The sequence below is a fragment of the Acinetobacter sp. PC34 genome (genome assembly GCF_051789135.1).
Lineage (GTDB): Bacteria > Pseudomonadota > Gammaproteobacteria > Pseudomonadales > Moraxellaceae > Acinetobacter > Acinetobacter johnsonii.
Genome location: NZ_CP196664.1, coordinates 1,957,151 through 1,977,370 on the forward strand (window position 1 = coordinate 1,957,151; position 20,220 = coordinate 1,977,370).

Annotated in this window: 13 protein-coding genes and 1 pseudogene; 5 read left to right on the forward strand and 9 right to left on the reverse strand. The window is 41.8% G+C overall.

Features of this window, described 5'->3' with window-relative positions:
• The first annotated feature begins 145 nt into the window (after positions 1–145).
• A complete protein-coding gene (locus tag ACSC9N_RS09515; protein WP_010326464.1) occupies positions 146–2,779 on the forward strand; it encodes a Lon protease family protein in 2,634 nt (877 codons plus the stop codon).
• A 57-nt stretch (positions 2,780–2,836) separates the two neighbouring features.
• On the opposite strand, the gene grxD is transcribed toward ACSC9N_RS09515, so the two are convergent.
• A complete protein-coding gene (gene grxD / locus ACSC9N_RS09520) occupies positions 2,837–3,178 on the reverse strand; it encodes a Grx4 family monothiol glutaredoxin (RefSeq protein WP_004693588.1) in 342 nt (113 codons plus the stop codon).
• Between the two features lie 162 nt (positions 3,179–3,340).
• Between grxD and ACSC9N_RS09525 the strand changes: the two genes are divergently transcribed.
• Entirely contained in the window at positions 3,341–4,552 is a 1,212-nt protein-coding gene (locus ACSC9N_RS09525; RefSeq protein ID WP_058952071.1) for an aspartate aminotransferase family protein, read from the forward strand.
• Between the two features lie 79 nt (positions 4,553–4,631).
• On the opposite strand, the gene sohB is transcribed toward ACSC9N_RS09525, so the two are convergent.
• The 7 genes from sohB to ACSC9N_RS09560 all read right to left on the reverse strand — a co-directional run bounded on the left by sohB (position 4,632) and on the right by ACSC9N_RS09560 (position 14,719).
• Positions 4,632–5,603, reverse strand: coding sequence for a protease SohB (gene sohB / locus ACSC9N_RS09530; protein ID WP_291389646.1), 972 nt, complete (start codon positions 5,601–5,603; stop codon positions 4,632–4,634).
• Positions 5,604–5,888: 285 nt separating this feature from the next.
• A complete protein-coding gene (gene pstB, locus ACSC9N_RS09535) occupies positions 5,889–6,803 on the reverse strand; it encodes a phosphate ABC transporter ATP-binding protein PstB (protein WP_058952073.1) in 915 nt (304 codons plus the stop codon).
• Positions 6,804–6,816: 13 nt separating this feature from the next.
• Positions 6,817–8,205 carry a phosphate ABC transporter permease PstA gene (gene pstA / locus ACSC9N_RS09540; protein WP_058952074.1) on the reverse strand — a complete coding sequence of 463 codons (1,389 nt, stop codon included), beginning with the start codon at positions 8,203–8,205 and terminating at the stop codon, positions 6,817–6,819.
• Positions 8,205–9,584, reverse strand: coding sequence for a phosphate ABC transporter permease subunit PstC (gene pstC / locus ACSC9N_RS09545; RefSeq protein WP_058952075.1), 1,380 nt, complete (start codon positions 9,582–9,584; stop codon positions 8,205–8,207). The genes pstA and pstC overlap by 1 nt, the downstream gene beginning before the upstream one ends.
• A 104-nt stretch (positions 9,585–9,688) precedes the next feature.
• The gene (locus tag ACSC9N_RS09550) at positions 9,689–10,714 is read right to left on the reverse strand and encodes a substrate-binding domain-containing protein (RefSeq protein ID WP_004693599.1); all 1,026 of its coding nucleotides are present in this window, start codon (positions 10,712–10,714) and stop codon (positions 9,689–9,691) included.
• A gap of 1,096 nt (positions 10,715–11,810) precedes the next feature.
• Positions 11,811–13,343 carry a pyridoxal phosphate-dependent decarboxylase family protein gene (locus ACSC9N_RS09555; protein WP_058952076.1) on the reverse strand — a complete coding sequence of 511 codons (1,533 nt, stop codon included), beginning with the start codon at positions 13,341–13,343 and terminating at the stop codon, positions 11,811–11,813.
• Positions 13,344–13,345: 2 nt separating this feature from the next.
• Positions 13,346–14,719 carry a diaminobutyrate--2-oxoglutarate transaminase gene (locus ACSC9N_RS09560; protein WP_010326460.1) on the reverse strand — a complete coding sequence of 458 codons (1,374 nt, stop codon included), beginning with the start codon at positions 14,717–14,719 and terminating at the stop codon, positions 13,346–13,348.
• Between the two features lie 474 nt (positions 14,720–15,193).
• Here ACSC9N_RS09560 and ACSC9N_RS09565 point away from each other — a divergent pair, with 474 nt between their 5' ends.
• The 3 genes and pseudogenes from ACSC9N_RS09565 to ACSC9N_RS09575 all read left to right on the forward strand — a co-directional run bounded on the left by ACSC9N_RS09565 (position 15,194) and on the right by ACSC9N_RS09575 (position 19,006).
• A complete protein-coding gene (locus ACSC9N_RS09565; protein ID WP_010326459.1) occupies positions 15,194–15,895 on the forward strand; it encodes an SIMPL domain-containing protein in 702 nt (233 codons plus the stop codon).
• Positions 15,896–16,087: 192 nt separating this feature from the next.
• Positions 16,088–18,282, forward strand: a pseudogene (locus tag ACSC9N_RS09570) (TonB-dependent receptor family protein).
• Positions 18,283–18,409: 127 nt separating this feature from the next.
• The gene (locus ACSC9N_RS09575) at positions 18,410–19,006 is read left to right on the forward strand and encodes a phosphatase PAP2 family protein (protein WP_010326458.1); all 597 of its coding nucleotides are present in this window, start codon (positions 18,410–18,412) and stop codon (positions 19,004–19,006) included.
• A 59-nt stretch (positions 19,007–19,065) separates the two neighbouring features.
• Here ACSC9N_RS09575 and proB read toward each other — a convergent pair whose 3' ends face one another.
• Positions 19,066–20,199 carry a glutamate 5-kinase gene (gene proB, locus ACSC9N_RS09580; RefSeq protein ID WP_005399671.1) on the reverse strand — a complete coding sequence of 378 codons (1,134 nt, stop codon included), beginning with the start codon at positions 20,197–20,199 and terminating at the stop codon, positions 19,066–19,068.
• Positions 20,200–20,220: the final 21 nt, after the last annotated feature.

The following is a 20,220-nucleotide window of genomic DNA, read 5'->3' on the forward strand; positions in this document are numbered from 1 at the left end:
AAACCCTTAATACAATTTGTTTCAACCTGATTTATAAAATCAATGTTCTATTTTTGTCGACAAACACTGCGACTTTGCTTGATCTTTTGCATTAAACCTGTATACCTTTAAGTTTCTAACGCAATCTTTAGTTTCGGATTTCAAAGTGACCCAAAAACACGATCAAATGAGCTCTTCTTTATCTGTACCGCCCGCATTAAATAGTCAAGAAAATCCAGAAAACAACCTTAGTTCAGCATTTGACCAACCCGAAATTCAAACGACCTTAGCAAAGACACAACTTCAAGCAGAGCAACTGACGCATATCCCTGCTCTGGATAAGATTCCAGCCTCAACGCGTCGTATTAAACCGCTCAATAATTTTTTAGGGCAAGATCGTGCACGTGCTTCAGTTGAAGCAGGCATTTCCTTACCTTATTCTGGCTATAACATTTTTGCCGTAGGGACAGCTGGTTTGGGCAAGCGCACCATGGTCAAGCGTTTACTCCAGCAACACGCCAAAAATATGCCGACACCGAACGATTGGGTTTACGTTTATAATTTTAAAAGCCCACGTCAACCGATTGCTTTAGAGTTGCCTGCGGGTCAAGCAGTAAAATTTCAAACCATGTTACATCAAACATGGCAAACCACTTTAAAGCAGCTCGAGCGCCGCTTTACTGCTGAAACCTACCACAACCGTATAGAAGCCATTCGCCAACAAACGGGTGACGTTCAGCAACAAGCCTTGATTGAATTGACCCAAGAAGGCGAAGAACTCGACCTCAAACTGGTCTCTCGGAATGATGAGCACTGCTTTATCCCTGTCCAGTATGTAGACGATAAAGTATTGGAAATGACGCAGGCCGACATCAATGCTTTAAGCTCTAAAGAGCGTTCTGAAATTAATGCCAATATACGCCACATGGATAAAAAACTTGAACGTTTAGGCATGCATTTAGGCGACTTGGAAGAAGATGCCCGCGATAAAGTTCAAGTGTTGAACCGCGATATTGCCAAGCAAGTTTTATTGCCTAAAGTCGAACAGTTACTGACTAAGTTTGCTGAGGTTGAGGGCTTAAAAGACTATTTAAAATATTATGCTGAAGACATTATTAACAATGTCGAGGTGGTACTCGAACAAGAAGAAGATGACTTTACCCCAGGCCTGTTTAGTCGTATCCCTTCGCGCTACCAAGCCAATGTGATTGTGTCGCATAAATCCAATGCTGGTGCACCGGTTATTTTTGAAGACTTCCCCACTCACTACAATTTACTTGGCCATGTAGAGCAACTGACTCAACATGGCACCATTACTACAGACTTTACCCTAATCCGCCCAGGGACATTGCATAAAGCCAATGGTGGTTTTTTAATGTTAGAAGCAGAACAACTGCTTGAACAGCCTTATGCATGGCAAGGTCTAAAACGTGCTTTAAAATCAGGCCAGTTAAAACTTTCTTCACTTGAGCATATGCTAACACTGACAGGAAGTATCTCAATTGAACCTGAGGCAATCCCACTGAATTTGAAAGTGGTTTTATTGGCTGAGCCTGAAATTTACTATGAAATACTCGAAGTAGAACCTGAGCTTGGCAGTGTCTTTAAAATCCGTGCCGACTTTACTGATACGTTGCAGCGTAATGAAGTAAATGAACAAGCCTATATGCAACTGATTGCAGACTATGTACAGGCCGACAAACTGCTTCCTTTCGATCGATCTGCACTTTCTGCACTTTTGACCGACTCTAGCCGTCAAGCCGAAGACCAAAGCTCCTTATCTCTACATGCCCTCACTTTGGGTGATTTGATTCGTGAGGCGCATCATCACGCCTTCCAATCAGGTGATAAAATGGTCTCGGATCAACACATTAATATGGCACTAGATCATCGTAAATATCGCTTAGGCTATTTACGTGAGCTCTATTGGCAGGATTTATCTCGTGGTACACAGCTCATCGAAACGCGTGGACACCGCCTCGGTCAAATTAATGCGCTTTCGGTCATTCACTATGCAGATGTTGAATTTGGCTTGCCGTCACGTTTAACAGCCTCTGTGTATCAAGGCGGCGGCGATATTCTAGATATTGAGCGTAGTGTCGAGCTCGGTGGCTCTCTGCATGCGAAAGGTGTGCTTCTGATGTCCTCATTCTTAAAAGCACATTTCGGTCGTGAGCAAACCCTACACTTCTCTGCTGCGCTTGCCTTTGAACAAAGCTATGGTCAAGTCGATGGTGATAGCGCCACAGTTGCTGAACTCTCCGCTTTAATCTCTGCAATTAGTCAGCTACCGATTGATCAGTCTTGGGCGATTACTGGCTCAATGAACCAATTGGGTCAAGTTCAACCGATTGGTGGTGTCAATGCGAAAATTGAAGGTTTCTTTGATGCATGTAAACTTCAAGGTTTAACTGGTAAGCAAGGTGTGATTATTCCACGTCAAAACATGCAACATTTAATGTTACGTAAAGACGTGATTGAAGCGGTTTCAAATGGCCAGTTCCACATTCATGCTATAGATACGATTGATCAAGCGCTTGAACTACTTATGGCTCGACCAGTCGGCACTTTAGACAAGAAAGGACGCTATACCAAGAAGTCTATTTATGCGGCGGTGATGGATCAGCTAGATTATTGGCAAGCCATTGAAGATGGTGCTGAGTTTGAAGAAGAGCCGAAGAAAAAGAAAAAAAAGAAGAAGGACAAAAAAAAGGCAAAAGCTGAAAAGAAGACTGTTGCAACTGAAAATGCAGCGGAACACACTTCTGAAGCTGTAAGCACTGTAACTACAGCGGATTAACACTTTCCCTCAAACAAAAAAAAGCGCCTCAATGGCGCTTTTTTTTACAACTGAAGATTAAGCTTCAGGTGCTGGACTATGCTGTTCAACTAAAGGTTGTAATTCACCTTTTTGGAACATGTCTAGAATAATGTCACTACCACCAATCAACTCACCGTTGATCCATAACTGTGGGAATGTAGGCCAGTTTGCAATTTGTGGTAACAAAGCACGAATATCTGGATTTTCAAGAATATTCACATAAGCAAACGGACGACCAATTTGACTAAGCGCTTCTACAGCACGTGCAGAGAAACCACATTGTGGAAACTGTGGGGTGCCTTTCATATAAAGAAGTACAGCGTGTTTTGCAATTTGGTCACGAATTAACGCTTCGGTATCGCGTGCTTGTTCAGTCATTGATCAATCCTCAACTAATCTAACCCGCATTATACCCAAAACGTAGAAAAACAGTATGCCTAAAGCAATATTTCGACTTTTATTTAGATTTAGGCTTTAAAACTACAAGCATAATTGCTTAATATTGGATTTCACTTACCCTCTAACAGATAAGAGTTAGTCATGAATAACATTACCCTTGCTCCTGTACAAACTGATCAACCCTCTCATTTGATGCCAGTATTTGGCCGTCAGCCGATCAGCTTTGTCCGAGGTCGAGGCTCTTATCTGTACACAGAAGATGGTACTGAATACTTCGATGCACTGACGGGCATTGCAGTTTGTGGTTTAGGTCATGCACACCCTGTCATTGCAGAAGCGATTGCAGAACAAGCTGCAACGCTCATTCATACCAGTAACTTGTTTGAAGTGCCTTGGCAAACGGCTGCAGCACAAAAACTTGCTGAAGTTGCTGGCATGGAAGAAGTATTCTTTTCAAACAGTGGTGCAGAATCCAATGAGGGTGCAATCAAAATTGCCCGTAAATTTGGCTACATGCAAGGCATTGCCAATCCAAAAATCATTGTTGCAGAGCACTCATTCCATGGTCGTACCATGGCAACTTTATCAGCAACAGGCAACAAAAAAGTCCAAGAAGGCTTCGGCCCATTGGTTGAAGGTTTTATTCGTGTTCCATTCGGCGACATTGAAGCCATTGAAGAAGCCGCAATTCACCATCCAGACATTGTCGCAATTTTTGTCGAGCCAATTCAGGGCGAAGGTGGTGTCAACACTGCTCCGCAAGGCTTTAGCTATTTGGAAGAGATTCGTCAAATCTGTAATCAACACAACTGGCTGATGATGCTGGATGAAGTTCAAACAGGTAATGGCCGTACAGGTGAATACTTTGCCTACCAACACACCAACATCATTCCTGATGTACTCACCACAGCCAAAGGTTTAGGTAATGGTTTCCCCATTGGTGCGGTGATGACTCAAGGTCGTGGTGTAGGCGTATTGACCGCGGGTAACCACGGTTCTACGTATAGCGGTTCAGCATTGGGTTCGCGTGTGGTGTATACCATCATCGACATTATGCAAAAAGAAAACATCGTTCAAAATGCGGCTGAACAAGGCGCTTACATCGTAGAACAACTGCGTAAGCAACTTGCCGATCAAAATGTGATTGTACGTGGCTTTGGTTTGATGATTGGTGTGGAGCTACCAAAAGCATGTGGTGACTTGGTCAACATCGCTCGTGATGAATACCACACTATTATTAACGTTACTGCAGGTTCTGTGGTGCGTTTACTGCCGACCTTGAATATTACCAAAGAACAGGCGAATCAACTGATTGAACGTCTAGTGAAAATGATTAAAGCGTACTTGGCTTAAGACAAAAAAGTCTGGTTCTAAAATTGCTTTTTGCATATTTCGGAACCAGACTTTTTGAAATGAATCGGCCAACTAAATATTAAAGTTTTGGATCACGCATTTGCACCAAACTTGCATTGGTTTTAGTTAAGGTTTCTATCACTTTATTCATGACTGCTGGTACCAAGGCATCTGCAATTTGCACAGCTTGTAAGCCCAACTTCTCACCTAAAGTCGGTTTCTTACGCGTTGAGATGACATAAACATCATGATCGGTCAGTAAATTAAGTAAATAAGCATCTGAAGTTTGTAACTGATCGACCAAATTCAAATCTAAAGCATCTTTCCCATACCAGTGCTCACCTGTCGCAACTTTTTCAACATTGAGTTGCGGACGGTATTTTTCAACAAAGTGTTTAAACAGCACATGCGTCTGTTGTAACTCTTCTTCAAACTTCGCCTTACCTTCGGCTGTATTTTCACCAAACATCGTCACTGTACGTTTATATTGGCCTGCTGTGTACAGTTCAAAATCGATATTGTGTTCTTTTAGCAGACGATTAAAGTTAGGAACTTGCGCGACCACACCAATTGAACCAACAACCGCAAAAGGTGCAGCAATAATCTGATTGGCGATACATGCCATCATATAACCGCCACTCGCTGCAACTTTATCGACACAAATAGTGAGATTGAAACCTGCATCACGTAAACGCACCAATTGGGCAGCAGCCAAACCATAACCATGTACCATACCGCCTGGGCTTTCTAAACGCACCACAACGCGATCACGCCCTGCTTTGGCTGTCGCTAAAATCAAGGTGATTTCTTCACGTAAGCTTTCTACCGCTGTTGCCGCAGTATCACCTTTAAAATCTAGAATATAAACTTTTTGATTAGCCTTTTTACGGTGACGAGACTCTTTCGCTAACTGCTGAGTCAGTTGCAATAACTCCAATTTAGATGCTGTAGTTTGCGTAATTTTTTTACGTTGTTCATTAATACGCGCATTTAAATGTGTAATTCGAATTTCAGCGGGAAGTTTCGGTAAATGAAATAACATAGAAATTATATTCTCTAAAATAATACGTCGGTATATGACCTAGATTAGGTCAATGGCATTTTTTTTCAATAGCCATTTTTTGTTTTATTCTGTAATGCGTTACCTTTCACATTTAATCATTTACAAGATGAGTCTATATCTCAGACGGCACATCTTCGCATCTTTTGTTCAATGTGACGCTAATACGCAATGTCCATCATCATGGCTGTTTTAGTCACCAGACTTAATATCTGCTTATAACAAAAAAACAGAGCATTTAGGCTCTGTTTTTTCAAATATTTCAAGTTATGCGTATTAACCGAAACGACCTGTAATATAAGCTTCAGTTAGCTGATGATCTGGCTGAGTGAAGACTTTCTCGGTTGAGTTCACTTCAATCAAGTCACCTAAATGGAAGTAAGCGGTACGGTCTGATACACGTGCAGCCTGCTGCATTGAGTGCGTCACAATCGCAATCGTATACTGCGTTGAAAGCTCAGAAATAAGCTCTTCCACTTTCGCTGTTGCAATCGGGTCAAGCGCTGAACATGGCTCATCCATCAGAATCACTTCTGGGCTTACCGCAATGGTACGCGCAATACATAAACGCTGCTGCTGACCACCCGACAAGCCTGTGCCCGGTTGGTTTAAACGGTCTTTGACTTCATCCCAAAGACCCGCTTTACGTAAGCTGTTTTCTACAATTTCTTCTAAGTCATACTTATCACGGGCCAAACCATGGAGTTTAGGGCCATAAGCCACGTTATCAAAAATTGACTTTGGGAATGGGTTTGGTTTCTGGAATACCATACCTACTTGAGCGCGAAGCAGTACCACATCTAGGTTTGGGTCATAAATATCTTGATTATCCAACATCACTTTACCCGTCACACGACAGCTATCAATGGTGTCGTTCATACGGTTCAAAGTACGTAAGAAGGTCGATTTACCACAGCCTGATGGCCCAATAAATGCAATCACTTCATTTTCGTAGATATTCAGATCAATCCCTTTAATCGCTTCAGCTTCGCCATAGTAAACATGTACATCTGAAGTGCTGAGTTTGACTTGTCCTTGTGCCTGATCTTTCTTAGTAGAAGTCTGTGTATCAAACTGCGACACAAAAGAAGTACCCTGCTGACCTGAGGTCGTATTTGGGTTTGTAAATTGAGTGTGTTCTTGATTCACTGTTTGATCCTGATCTAAGGAATTTTTAACAACGGTATTCATATTTTGCCCTCACTTACCAACGGACTTCAAATTTCTTACGTAACCAAATTGCAATACTGTTGAGTCCAATCATCATTGCAAGCAGAACAATAATCGCAGCTGCTGTACGTCCTTCGAAGAAGTTACGCAGCTCATTACCTTGCCACAAGAAAATCTGTACAGGTAAAGCACTCGATTGATCAAATGGAGTTGTAGGTACACTTGCAACAAATGCACTCATACCAATTAATAACAGCGGTGCAGTCTCACCTAATGCTTGCGCTACACCAATAATTGCACCTGTTAGAATCCCTGGTAGTGCAAGTGGTAAAACGTGATGGAATACGGTTTGTACACGTGAAGCACCTAGCCCTAAAGCGGCCTGACGAATTGAAGGTGGTACAGCTTTCAACGATGCACGTGTCGTAATAATCACCGTTGGTAAAGTCATTAAGCTCAGCACCAAACCACCGACCAATGGCGCAGAAAGCGGTAAATGCATCCAGCCAATAAAGATCGCAGCACCGAGCAAACCAAAGACAATTGATGGTACAGCTGCAAGGTTGTTAATATTGACTTCAATGACATCAGTGATCCAGTTTTTAGGCGCAAATTCTTCAAGATAAATTGCAGATGCCACGCCAATTGGAATCGAAATAATGATCACGATCAGCATCATGAACAGCGACCCCATGAATGCCCCTGCTAAACCTGAAGTTGCAGGAGAACTACGCGAGTCTGGACTGACAAAGATGTTGGTATTGAAAGTATTTTCCATTACCCCTGAAGCTTTCATTTCATCGGCAAGTTGACGAACTTCTGGGCTCAACTGTTGCTGTTCATCAGGCAAACTACGGTCAATATTTCCTGCGAGCCACACATCAACGTTTGCATCAGCAAGCACTTTAATGTCTTCTTTCTTACCGACCAATGATGGATCTTTCATCACCATATCACGTAAGCGATATGCTTCAGAACTAGTGTACAAAGAAGCCAAGTCATCTCGTTTAGAACCAAGTGCTGGATCTTTTGCAATCATGGCATTCACGATTAAAGCATCCCAATCCACCATACCCATTTCAGTTTGCCAAGCAATAAAACGCTCTTCAAACTGTGCTGGAGATTCACCTGCACGCTGTACAGGTTTTGCACCTGTCGTAATAATGGCAGGGTCAAAGTACACGGGTAAACTCATGCTACTTTGCCAAAAAGCAGGTAAGCCTTTCGATAAAATACTGCCAAAAAGTAGCGCGACAAAGAATAAACCTGCAATCACTGCTGAGAAACCAAAGAAACGAAAGCTTTTTTCTTTACGGTGACGTTTTGCCAATGAATTACTGATCGTTTGCTTACGCTTTTCTCGTAATTCTGCCGCATGTTGTGGATCAAATACTTGATCTGCTGTGCTATTAGAAGTCGTCATTAGTCGTATTGCTCACGATATTTACGCACGATGTACAGTGCAACAATGTTCAAACCAAGCGTAATTACAAAGAGGGTCAGACCTAGTGCAAATGCCACCAAAGCTTGCGGGCTTGCAAAGTCAGTATCACCGGTCAATTGGTTTACGATGGTAATGGTCACAGTTGAAATGGCTTCAAGTGGATTGGCATGCAATAAAGGACTATTCCCTGCTGCAAGCACCACAATCATGGTCTCACCGATGGCACGTGACGCTGCAAGCAAGAACGCGCCGATAATGCCCGGAAGTGCTGCAGGTATCACCACCTGACGAATGGTTTCAGACTTTGTCGCACCCAAACCTAATGAGCCATCACGTAATGCACGTGGCACCTGCGTGATAATGTCATCAGACAGCGATGATACGAAAGGAATAATCATGATCCCCATGACGAAACCAGCAGTGAGTGCGCTGGTTGCGTTGATGTGTAAACCAACGGATTCGCCAAGCATTTTAAAGAATGGGCCAATGATCATCAGTGCAAATACACCGTAAACAATGGTTGGAATCCCTGCGAGCACTTCAATGGTTGGTTTTGCCCATGAGCGGAAACCAGAAGATGCATATTCAGCAAGATAGATCGCGATCATTAAACCCACAGGGACTGCAACCAAGAGTGCAATACCACTGACCATTAAGGTGCCCCAAAGTAGAGGAAGCAAACCATAACTGCCCTCTGCACTACCTGAAGTACTAAAACCTGGGTTCCATTCTGTACCGAAGAAAAAGTCGAGTGGACTCACGAAGTGGAAGAATCGCATCGCTTCGCTGAACATCGACATCACGATACCAATCGTGGTTAGAATCGCGACACCAGAACAGAGCGCAAGTGCAACATTAATGGTTTTTTCAACTTGGTTACGCGCGCGGAATTGAGTTGCAATGCGCTTTTTCGCAGCGACTAAACCTGCCAGTGCAGCACAAATCACCACTGCAATTTTTGCAAATGTTCCAATGCTTTGAAACTTCGCCAGTTGCTCCGCAGCAGCAAGCTCATACGCGGCTGGTGTATCTGTGACACCAAAACCTGAGGCAATCGCTTCTACACGGTTAATCAACACATCCGTACTAGCAGCATCTAAGGTTGCAGCGACTTGTGCTGGCACGTGATTTAACACCACATGATTCAAAACATTTGGTTCAACAATATTCCAAACAATCAAAATTAAAAAAGCAGGGATACCACACCACAAAGCCACTAACGCACCGTAATACCCCGGACGTGAGTGTAATTTTGCAGAATTATTTCCCTTACCTGCTAAGTTACGGCTCTGACTTAAGCCCATTTGATAGGCTATGGCAATCAGTGCCAATAACACACCTATAAGTAGCAGATTCATGTATTCTCCACGGTTCTTTCAATTTTCATTATTTGAAAAAACTTAATCCTAGTAAAAAACGTCAAAGGTAGGACTTGCCTACCGTTGACTGTTTCTACGCTTAATTACTTAACCGCTTTGCCTGCTTTGAAGTTCGCAAGAACTGCTGCACGCTCTTTGTCTGACATTGAGATCAAACCAGCACGCTCAAGCTTAGAACCTTTACCTGATACTTTCTTGCTGATGAAGTATTCCGTGTATTCTTTTAAGCCTTTGATTGATTTCAAGTGCTCACCCTTCACGTAAAAGAATAGTGGGCGAGAAACTGGGTATGAACCATTCAAAATCGTCTTTTCAGATGGTGCAACATTGTTCACTGTAGCTACGCGTAACTTGTCACGGTTTTGGTCGTAGAAACCCAAACCAAACACACCTACTGCGCTAGGCGAGGTTTTTAAGCGCGCTAAAGTTTCAGTGTAGTCACCCGCAATCTCAATCACTTTGCCGTCTTTACGGAAAGTTGAACATGCTTTCTTTTGTGCATCTTTATCCATTGCTTTGATTGCTGCATAAGTTTCGCAGCCTGCATCAACCATTTTTTCTTGGAACACTTCACGTGTACCGTGGTTTGATGCTGGAATCACTAAAGTGATTGGTTCGTTTGGAAGGCTTTTGTCAATTTGGTTCCAACGTGTATATGGGTTTGCAACCATTTTACCGTTAGATGGTAACTGCGCTGCTAAAGCTGCATAGACGTGCTGTGGACGTAATTTATATGCTGCTTTGCTTGCATTTGAAGCGAATACAATACCGTCATAGCCAATTTTGATTTCGATCACTTGGTTCACACCAGCTTTCTTACAAGCAGCTAATTCTGTATCTTTAATTTTACGAGATGCGTTTGCGATATCAATTGTGTTATCACCCACACCATTACAGAACTGTTTTAAGCCACCTGAAGAACCGCCAGAACCAACAACTGGTGCTTTAAATTGTGGGAAAGTATTGCCAAATTCTTCAGCAACAATACTTGCATATGGTAAAACTGTTGAAGAACCCGCAATTTGGATTGTGTCACGAGCTGCGTTTGCCGTGGTTGCTACAGCTGCCCCAGAAACTACTACTGCAAGTGCGATATGGTTTAAGCGCATATTTGTTATCTCACATATTAAACATTTTGAAGTACGCCACTTTTTATTCAGTCTTGTACTTTTTTGGATAACTGCATTTTGATTTCAGAATATGACAAGCAAGTTACAGCATTGTGACACTTTCATGATGTTTATTTTTATTTTTATTTTTCCATGATTCGTTACACTTTGTTCAATTTCACCCAGTCTAAACACGTAAAGAATTTTTCTTATTTCGATATACCGAGAGTGCGTAATTCATTTTACATAAACATCTTTTACGCTTTTATAAAAAATAAAACACATTTAGAATCAATACATAAAGCAAAAAAGAACTCCATAGACTTTGATTTATTTAACATTGAATATCCCTTCTAATCTATAAAACTTTGCGTATACCTATATGCAAAATCCATATAAATTTTCGCCATTTGTCAGAATTTCATAACCTATAAATGACAAATGAGTGGTGTCATATTTAGAAAATTGAGCATCATTTAGGTCTTAATTTTTACCTTTTATCCCTTATTTATTACTGAAAAATAGCATGCTCATCTCAAATACGAGAGCAAATTTATGACTTTCAGACTCAGGTACTTTTCTTATTTTTAGAAATATTTGTCCGAATAATGGGTATTTCTGACGACACCGCTTTATCTTTTTTCTAAAAGATAGCTCAAAGAAGGAGATTTTGGGTTTCTCCTCCCCTTACTGCCGCCTTAACCATTCATTTTTCGTAATAAGCGTGACAAGTCATATGAGTGCGACATTTCCCATGACAGCTAGCCAAACACGTTTATTTACCCCCCAATTTTTCGGGATTATGATAAGGACTTGCCTGTCGTGCAGGTCATACCTTTAACTTGAAAATTCGTGAAGGAAATCATTTGCCTGTTGAAAATCAAAAGCCCGAATATTTAGCTTTAGTCTTAACTATTGAAGCTCATTTTCCTGAAAATCATAGTTGAAGCAGATATCGACAACTACTTCATAGAAAAATAAAGCATCTCCAACATAATTAAAATTAGAAACTTAGCCAGTGATGTTATGTTCTTTAATATTTAGAACACATAAAAAAGGAGCTGATATCAGCTCCTTTTTTAACACAAACAATCGATTAAGCAATTGCAGGTGTATAGGTTCCATCTGCGATTGGACCTTTGATACGATCCGCTTCTGCAAGGACAAGACTAAGCAGGTTCTTCACGTTATCTAAAGTCGCAACTGGACTTAAAGTCGTCATTTTCAATGATTGATTTTGGCCTACTTTAGTTACACCAATATTCGCTTCACCACGTGCAAACAATTCATCTGCAACGTTTTGGTTTAAGGTATCAAGCAATTCTACTGGATAGCCTGCTGGAACCACACGGAACAATACAGATGCAAATTGTGGATCAACCAACATCTCTAAACCAGCAGTTGCATTGATATAATCAGCAACGTCACGAGTTAAAGTAACGCCGTGGTCAATCATAGAACCATAGAGCTCTTCACCAAGTGCTTCAACAGTCATCCAAAGCTTCAACGCATCAAAACGACGGGTTGTTTGAAGTGACTTAGACACCAAGTTTGGCACGCCATGCTCTTCATCATAAGCTGAGTTTAAATACTCAGCTTCGTAGTGCATGAAACGATAGTTCGCTTCATCTTTTAACAAGAACGCACCACAAGAGATGGTTTGGAAGTAATGCTTATGGAAATCAAGCGTAATAGAGTCAGAAAGCTCGATCCCATCCAACATATCACGGTGATTGTTCGATAGGATTAAAGCACCGCCCCACGCCGCATCAATGTGCATCCACGCGCCATATTTGTTGGTGATTTCACGAATTTGCTTCAGTGGATCAATCGCACCTGCATCGGTTGTGCCCGCAGTTGCAACCACACATGCCACGATTTTACCTTCAGCTTGAAGGTGAGCCATGGTTTTTTCAAGTGCATCCACATCCATCTGAGCGTTTTCGTTCACAGGAACGGTTACGACTGATTGGAAACCCATGCCCATCATCGCCATGTTCTTTTGCACAGAGAAGTGTGCATTTTCAGAACAAATAACTTTGACGTTGCGCATCGCATCGCCCGGCACGCCATCACGCTGTACAGACCACGGATTACCGTTTTCGTCTTTCCAGTTTTTCGCAATACATGCATCACGTGCAAGCAGTACACCCATCAAGTTTGACTGTGTACCACCAGAAGTGAACACACCAGCTTGACCTGCACCATAACCCACTTTTTGACGAAGCCAGTCAATCAACTGAACTTCCATCAATGAACCTGCAGGACTTTGGTCCCAAGAATCCATTGATTGATTCGTTGCATTAATCAGCACTTCAGCAATTTGACTAGTCACCATAGTTGGGCAGTGCAAATGCGCGAGCGAGTGCGGGTGATGGACTTTTAAGCTTTTGTTTAAGAAAAGCTCAATCATACGTTCAAGTGACTTTTGTACACCCAAACCTTCTTTAGAAGGATTAAATGCAATCGCGCTGCGTAGCTCTTTAATGCTACCGCCTGTGTACATTTTATCATTTTGCAACCATGCTGCAACTGCTTTAGTCGCTTGGTCCATTGCTGACGAATAGTCAGCAATGGATGCAGCATCATTGCAGAGTAACGCCTTACGGTGTTCTGCAAAATCAACCATGATTACGCGCCTCGAGTTGCAACAAGTGCTTCAGCAATTGCTTTCTTAAAGCGAACAATTACTTCTTCACATTCAGCTTGAGTGATAATAAGTGGGCAAAGTAAACGAATCACTGTACCGTTACGACCGCCTTTTTCTAACAATAACTTGTTGTTAAAGCATGCCGCTTGAATCGCTGCTGCCAGTTGACCATCTGCAGGTAAAGACCCCATATGATCCGCTGGTTTACGCTCATCAACAATTTCAACACCAATCATCAAACCACGACCACGCACGTTACCGATACATAGGAACTCTTGAGCAAGCTTTTTAAATTCAGCTTGTAAGAAATCACCACGTTCTTGTGCATTTTGCGCAAGCTTTTGTTCTTTGATAGTTTTGATCGTTGCAAGACCAGTACCCATTGCCAATTGGTTACCACGGAAAGTACCCGTGTGACCTGCTGGCTGCCAAGCATCAAACTTACGTTTAATACCCAATACAGCAAGTGGTAAGCTACCACCAACGGCTTTAGACATTACTACTACGTCAGGTTCAATACCCGCATGTTCAAATGCGAACATTTTGCCTGAACGTGCAAAGCCTGCTTGAACTTCGTCAAGAATCAACACAATGTTGTGTTTTTCAGTCACTTCGCGGATTTTTTTCAACCATTTGGTTGGCGCTGTTACCACACCGCCTTCACCTTGAATTGCTTCAAGAATGACAGCAGCTGGCTTGGTTACACCACTTTCAACATCTTCAATGAAGTTTTCAAAGAAATATGTCAAAGCATCCACACCCGCTTCGCCACCTAAACCAAGTGGGCAACGGTATTCATGCGGATACGGCATAAATTGAACGCCTGGCATTAAACCATTTACAGCATTTTTCGCAGACAGATTACCTGTCATTGCAAGAGCGCCGTGCGTCATACCATGGTAGCCACCAGAGAAACTAATCACTGTGCTACGACCGGTATACGTCTTCGCTAATTTAATTGCTGCTTCCGTGCCATCTGCACCAGATGGACCACAGAACTGTAAACAATACTCTTCCTTACCGCCTGGTAATTGTTCAAGCAATGCTTCAGTAAATGCATCTTTTAAAGGTGTCGTTAAATCCAAAGTATGTAAAGGAAGGCCACTTGCAAGTGTATCTTGAATACTTTGAATTACCGCAGGATGATTATGGCCCAAAGCCAATGTTCCTGCCCCAGCTAAACAATCGAGGTACTCTGTACCTTCAACATCAGTAACCCAGCAGCCTAATGCTTTGGCTATCGCTAACGGTAATTTCCGTGGATAGCTACGAACATTGGATTCCATCTGACTTTGGCGAGTCAAATAGTATTCGTTAGTAGTATTAGTGGCAGGGTTTACAGAAGAAACGCTCATATCGAATTACCATCTCTGATATGGGTTGAAAGAAATAAGTCGGGTGACTTTTGGTCCTTTGACTCGGCGCTTTATAAATTCTAGTCAGATAGAGTTTGGATACTTCATAACTAGGAGGCGGATGATACAGAAATTTTCAATAAAATAAACAGCTTTTGCACATTATCTGCCAGAAATTTACTAAAAAAATATATCATGCCAAACCATAGCTTAAATTATCCTCTTATAGTGTGACAACGTAAAGAAAAGCCGATGAATTTATTTATTTTTCAACTTCGCCACAAAAATTCAAAATACTCACCTTGGTTGAAAAATAAGTTTTTGAAATAAATAGATTTATCTAGGTTTTTCTGAAAAATATTTTATACCTTTTTTTTACAATCGAACCACAATATTTTCGCAAATTCACCACAAATTGGCTTTAAGCTTTTTACAAATGTTGCAAAACTCCTCCTAAATAAAAAAGGAATAAAAATGCGTCAATTCTTCATCCCAGCAATCGCGCTTAGTGCTTTATTTAGCTCAGCAGTTTTTGCTCAGTCTGAGAACCAATTAAACTACAATATTGTCAATGTTCAGGCCGAGGCAACACGCCAAGTATCCAACGATTTAATGAATGCAACGCTTTACGTTGAACGTAGTAACAAACAACCTGCCGAGCTCGCTACACAAATTACGCAGCTGATGAATCAAGCCACAGCTTTAGCTCGTAAATATCCAAGCGTAAAAGTCGAAACAGGTTCTCAAACCACCTACCCAATTTACAACGATGACAACCAAAAGTTAAAAGAATGGCGTGGTCGTGCTGAAATTAATTTAGAAAGTACCGATTTTAAAGCGGCGAGCCAATTGATTGGTGAGCTACAGCAAAACTTCCAAACACAGTCAATCGGCTTCAGTGTGTCCGACACACAACGTAAGAAAGTGGAAAATGAGCTGATTGTTGAAGCATCGAAAAACTTTCAACAGCGTGCGCAATCATTAGCACAAGCATGGAGTAAGTCAGGTTATAACTTGGTTAACTTAAACATTAATACCAGCAACTACTACCCTCGCCCAGTCATGATGCGTGCAGAAAGTGCAAAATTTGCAGCAGCTGATGCGCCAATGCAAGATGTTGCAGGCGGTGAATCTAAAATCACTGTGAATGCAAATGGTACTGTTCAACTTAAATAATAGATTTCATTCAAATTCATCTCAAAAGCCATGTTAAACGTGGCTTTTTTATTGTGTATCCATCAATAAAACTTTAATTCGCCTATTAATTTTAGTGTTTTAATTGCAATAAGTGATAATGATTATTATTTAATTTCAACAAAGTTCAGCATATGATAGCCGCGCTCTTTATTATGGATTGCGCACAAAAGAATGATTTCATCACGTCTTCATCTGCAGGATCGCAGATTATTCAAAGCCAAACAACTCAGTATTGCGATTGGACTTTCTATGAGCTGCTTGACCTATGCACAAGCAGAAGAACTCACTGAAGCAACCAGCAACAATGTGCTTCCGACCATCAAACTTGAAGCACAAGGCAACTGGTTAGAAGATGCCAATGCAGAGAAAGTGCAAAAGCATGCAGGCGCTCGTACGATTATTACTCGCAATCGCTTAGATGAAGTTGCTGCGACTTCAATTAAAGATGCCCTGAAGCAAGTGCCTGGTGTTCAAGTCCAAGAAAATAATGGTACTGGTGGCAGTGATGTTTCACTCAATATTGGGGTCCGTGGTTTAGCCTCTCGTTTATCTCCTCGCTCTACAGTACTGCTTGATGGTGTCCCGCTATCATTTGCGCCTTATGGACAGCCTCAGCTTTCTCTAGCACCAGTATCATTAGGCAATATTGAATCTGTGGATGTGGTTCGTGGTGCAGGCTCTGTACGTTTTGGACCGCAGAACGTTGGCGGTATCATTAACTTTGCAACTCGCGCGATTCCTCAAGAGTTTGCAGGTAATGTCAGCCTAACGACCGAATATGCTTCGGGTACAGATCAAGTCAAATACAGCCCGAACTTATTTGTAGGCGGAACCTTAGATAATGGTTTAGGCCTTGCTTTACTGTATTCTGGCACAAAAGGTGATGGCTACCGTGAAGCCAATAATAAAACTGACATTGACGATGTCATGTTAAAAATGGCCTATCAAATTACAGATGCGGATGCGATTGCCTTAAACCTATATCACTATGAAGGTTATGGTGAAATGCCTGAAGGCTTAACTGCTGAAAAATATGCACAAAACCCTTATCAGTCAAATAAGTCACGTAATTATTTTTCTGGTCGCCGCTCAGATGTGTCATTCCGCTATACCCATCAAGATGAAAAAATAACTTTGAATTGCTGACCTATTATATTGACTCATTTCGCACGAGCGACTTAGAGACAGATGTTAGTGCAACGACTTCGCGTATGGACACCTCTCCACGCGACTACAAAGTTTTTGCCATTGAACCGCGCTGGTCTCGTGCATACCAATTAGGTAACTCAAATAGCGAATTCACTATCGGCTATCGTTATTTAGATGAAGATAGTTCTGAGTTCTCAGGTCGCTCATCGACATATGCATTGAATGTACCTGTGACCGAAATTAAAGCACGTACCACGAGTGAAGGTGGCACTAAAGCACATGCAATTTATGCAGATAACCGCTTCGATTTAGGTAACTGGGTCATCACACCGGGACTACGTTTTGAATCAATTGAAACGCATAACAATTTTACTGCCTATAACCAAGGCGTAGCAGTTAATACCGTTTCTCCAAAAATTGATTCACATGAGTTTTTACCCAGCCTATCGGTCATGTATAAAGCAACAGACAATTGGAACATTTTTGCCAATGCGGGCGTTTCATTCGGCCCACAGCAATATAACCAATTGGCACGTTTAGAAGGTGGTGTTGCACAAAGCACAACTGATGGCTTGCATCCTGAAAAGTCCAATAACTATGAAATTGGGACGAAATATTTAGGCAATGGTCTAAATGCAGAATTAACCGCGTTTTATTTAGACTTCAAAAAAGAGTTAATTTTAGAACGCGATGCCCAGAACAATGGCATTTGGACAGACTTAGGCGCAACCAGCCACAAAGGTGTAGAACTTGGTCTGGCTTATGACTTTGCCTATTTAACCGATGCGCTTGAGGGCTTAAAACTCTATAGCAACTACACCTTCACCAAAGCTGTGGCTGAAGCAGGCGACTTTGAAGACAAAGATCTTCCATTCTACTCACGTCACACAGCAAATGTTGGTTTAGGCTATAAAGTGAATCAATGGAGAGTCAATGCAGATATGTTTGCCCAATCTAAGCAGCATTCTCCAGGTTCGGGTGATACCTATCAAACTGACGAATCGGCTGATGGAAAATTAGGTGATATTCCAGGTTATTCCACTTTTGCCGTGCGTACAGCATATGACTTTGGTGAGCAATTTCACGGTTTAAAAATCGCGGGTGGCGTTAAAAACGTGTTTGATAAACAATATTTCACACGTTCTACTGACTCAACAGGCGGAAAATATGTAGGGCAACCACGTACCTTCTACCTTCAAACGTCATTTGATTTCTAAAACTGAAAGCTAATTAGTTCAACTACATTGAACTGTTAAAAAAGACTACATTTTTGTGGTCTTTTTTATTTTAACAATATGACAAAATTATGACTCTCTTCCGTATTTATAAACACAATCCACTTTCATGACTCTTTCAGAACTTAATTTATCGCTTTTTTCATGGATTAATGCTTCTCCTGAAGCCACTAATACCAGTATTCATTTTGCCATTTTTATCGCCAATGACCTGCTCTATTGTATGATTTTACTGTTTGCTTGGTTTTGGCTACGTGGTAACTATGACACTAAAAAACAGATATTGAAGGCGTTTATTTTTACCAGTATCGCCATTTTGATCAGCCAATGTATTTCTCATGTGTATTATCACCCACGGCCTTTTGTCATGGAGGTCGGACGCACTCTCATTTACCATGCACCCAATGGCTCTTTTCCAAGTGACCATATGCTGATTTTTAGCAGTATCGCCTTTTCTTATCTATTCTCTGCGCAGCGTAAACTGGGAATTTTTCTCTTGGTCATGGCTTGGCTGGTTGCATGGTCACGTGTCTATCTTGGTGTACATTTTCCTTTAGATATGCTCGGCGCTTTTCTATTGGCTTTTGCCTTAAACTTCTTTGGATTAAAGCTTTGGAATCTCTATAAAGAGAAAATCATGCAATGGGCACTCACCCTTCACTTTTACTTATTTAAGCCCCTCATTCAAAAAGGCTATATCAAATAACTTTTGCTTTAAAACAAAAAATCCCGCTCGAAAGCGGGATTTTTTTTAATGCATTTAAATCAGTAGATCGCCATGTGGTTGCGATGAATCATCTCAAGTGAACGTGCTTCACCTAGAACTTGGTGAACTTTATCTGACGCCAAGCCCTTTACCAGCTCCGCAGAGCGCGAACTAAAGTTGACACGCCCGACCGCAACACGGCCACCTTGGATATCAACACATTCAACCACGTCACCGCGTTCAAAATGCCCTTCCACAGCTTTCACACCAACTGGAAGTAAACTACGATGATTATCTTTAATGGCTTTGACAGCACCATCATCCAACACTAAACGACCCGCAGTTTGTAAGTGAGCCGCCAACCACTGTTGATGAGCGGTAATGCGGTCATTATCTGTAATAAACAATGTCCCGAGCATTTCACCATCCATCAAACGCGCAAGCACATTGTCGCTTTCACCACTGGCAATCAGCGTTGGACAGCCAGACTTTGCAGCTAAGCGTGCAGCACGGACTTTGGTCAACATACCACCACGACCAAACTTGCCGCCACCGCCAGCCATATCAAACAAACTCTCATCTAGAGCACGCACAGTATGGAACAGTTTAGCGTCTGGATTTGAACGTGGATCTGAGTCGAACATACCTTGCTGATCAGTCAAAATAATTAACAAATCTGCATGGACTTGACCTGCAACCATCGCAGCAAGCGTGTCATTGTCACCAAAGCGAATTTCATCGGTCGAAACCGTGTCATTCTCGTTGATTACAGGAATGACATGCCATTCAATCAAGTTCTGTAAAGCGTCACACGAGTTCAAATAACGACGACGGTCTGCCAAATCATCATGGGTTAATAACACTTGCGCGGTCTGAATATGATGTTTTTCAAGCACACTTGACCACGTATGAATAAGGCCCATCTGACCAATGGCAGCACACGCCTGAAGACTGGGTAGATCGGTGGGTCGGCTGTCTAGCTTCATACGAACCATACCTTCAGCCACAGCTCCTGACGACACCAGAATAATCTCATGTCCTGCATTGTGTAGATCTGCAATTTGTTTCGCCCAATGCGAAATTGCATCTATATCTAGACCTTGCCCATTTGCTGTGAGTAAAGATGATCCGATTTTAACAACGATTCGTTTACAAGCTTCGAGCTTACGTTGCCCATCTACCACTTCTATCATCTTGTCCTCAGTTACTCATTA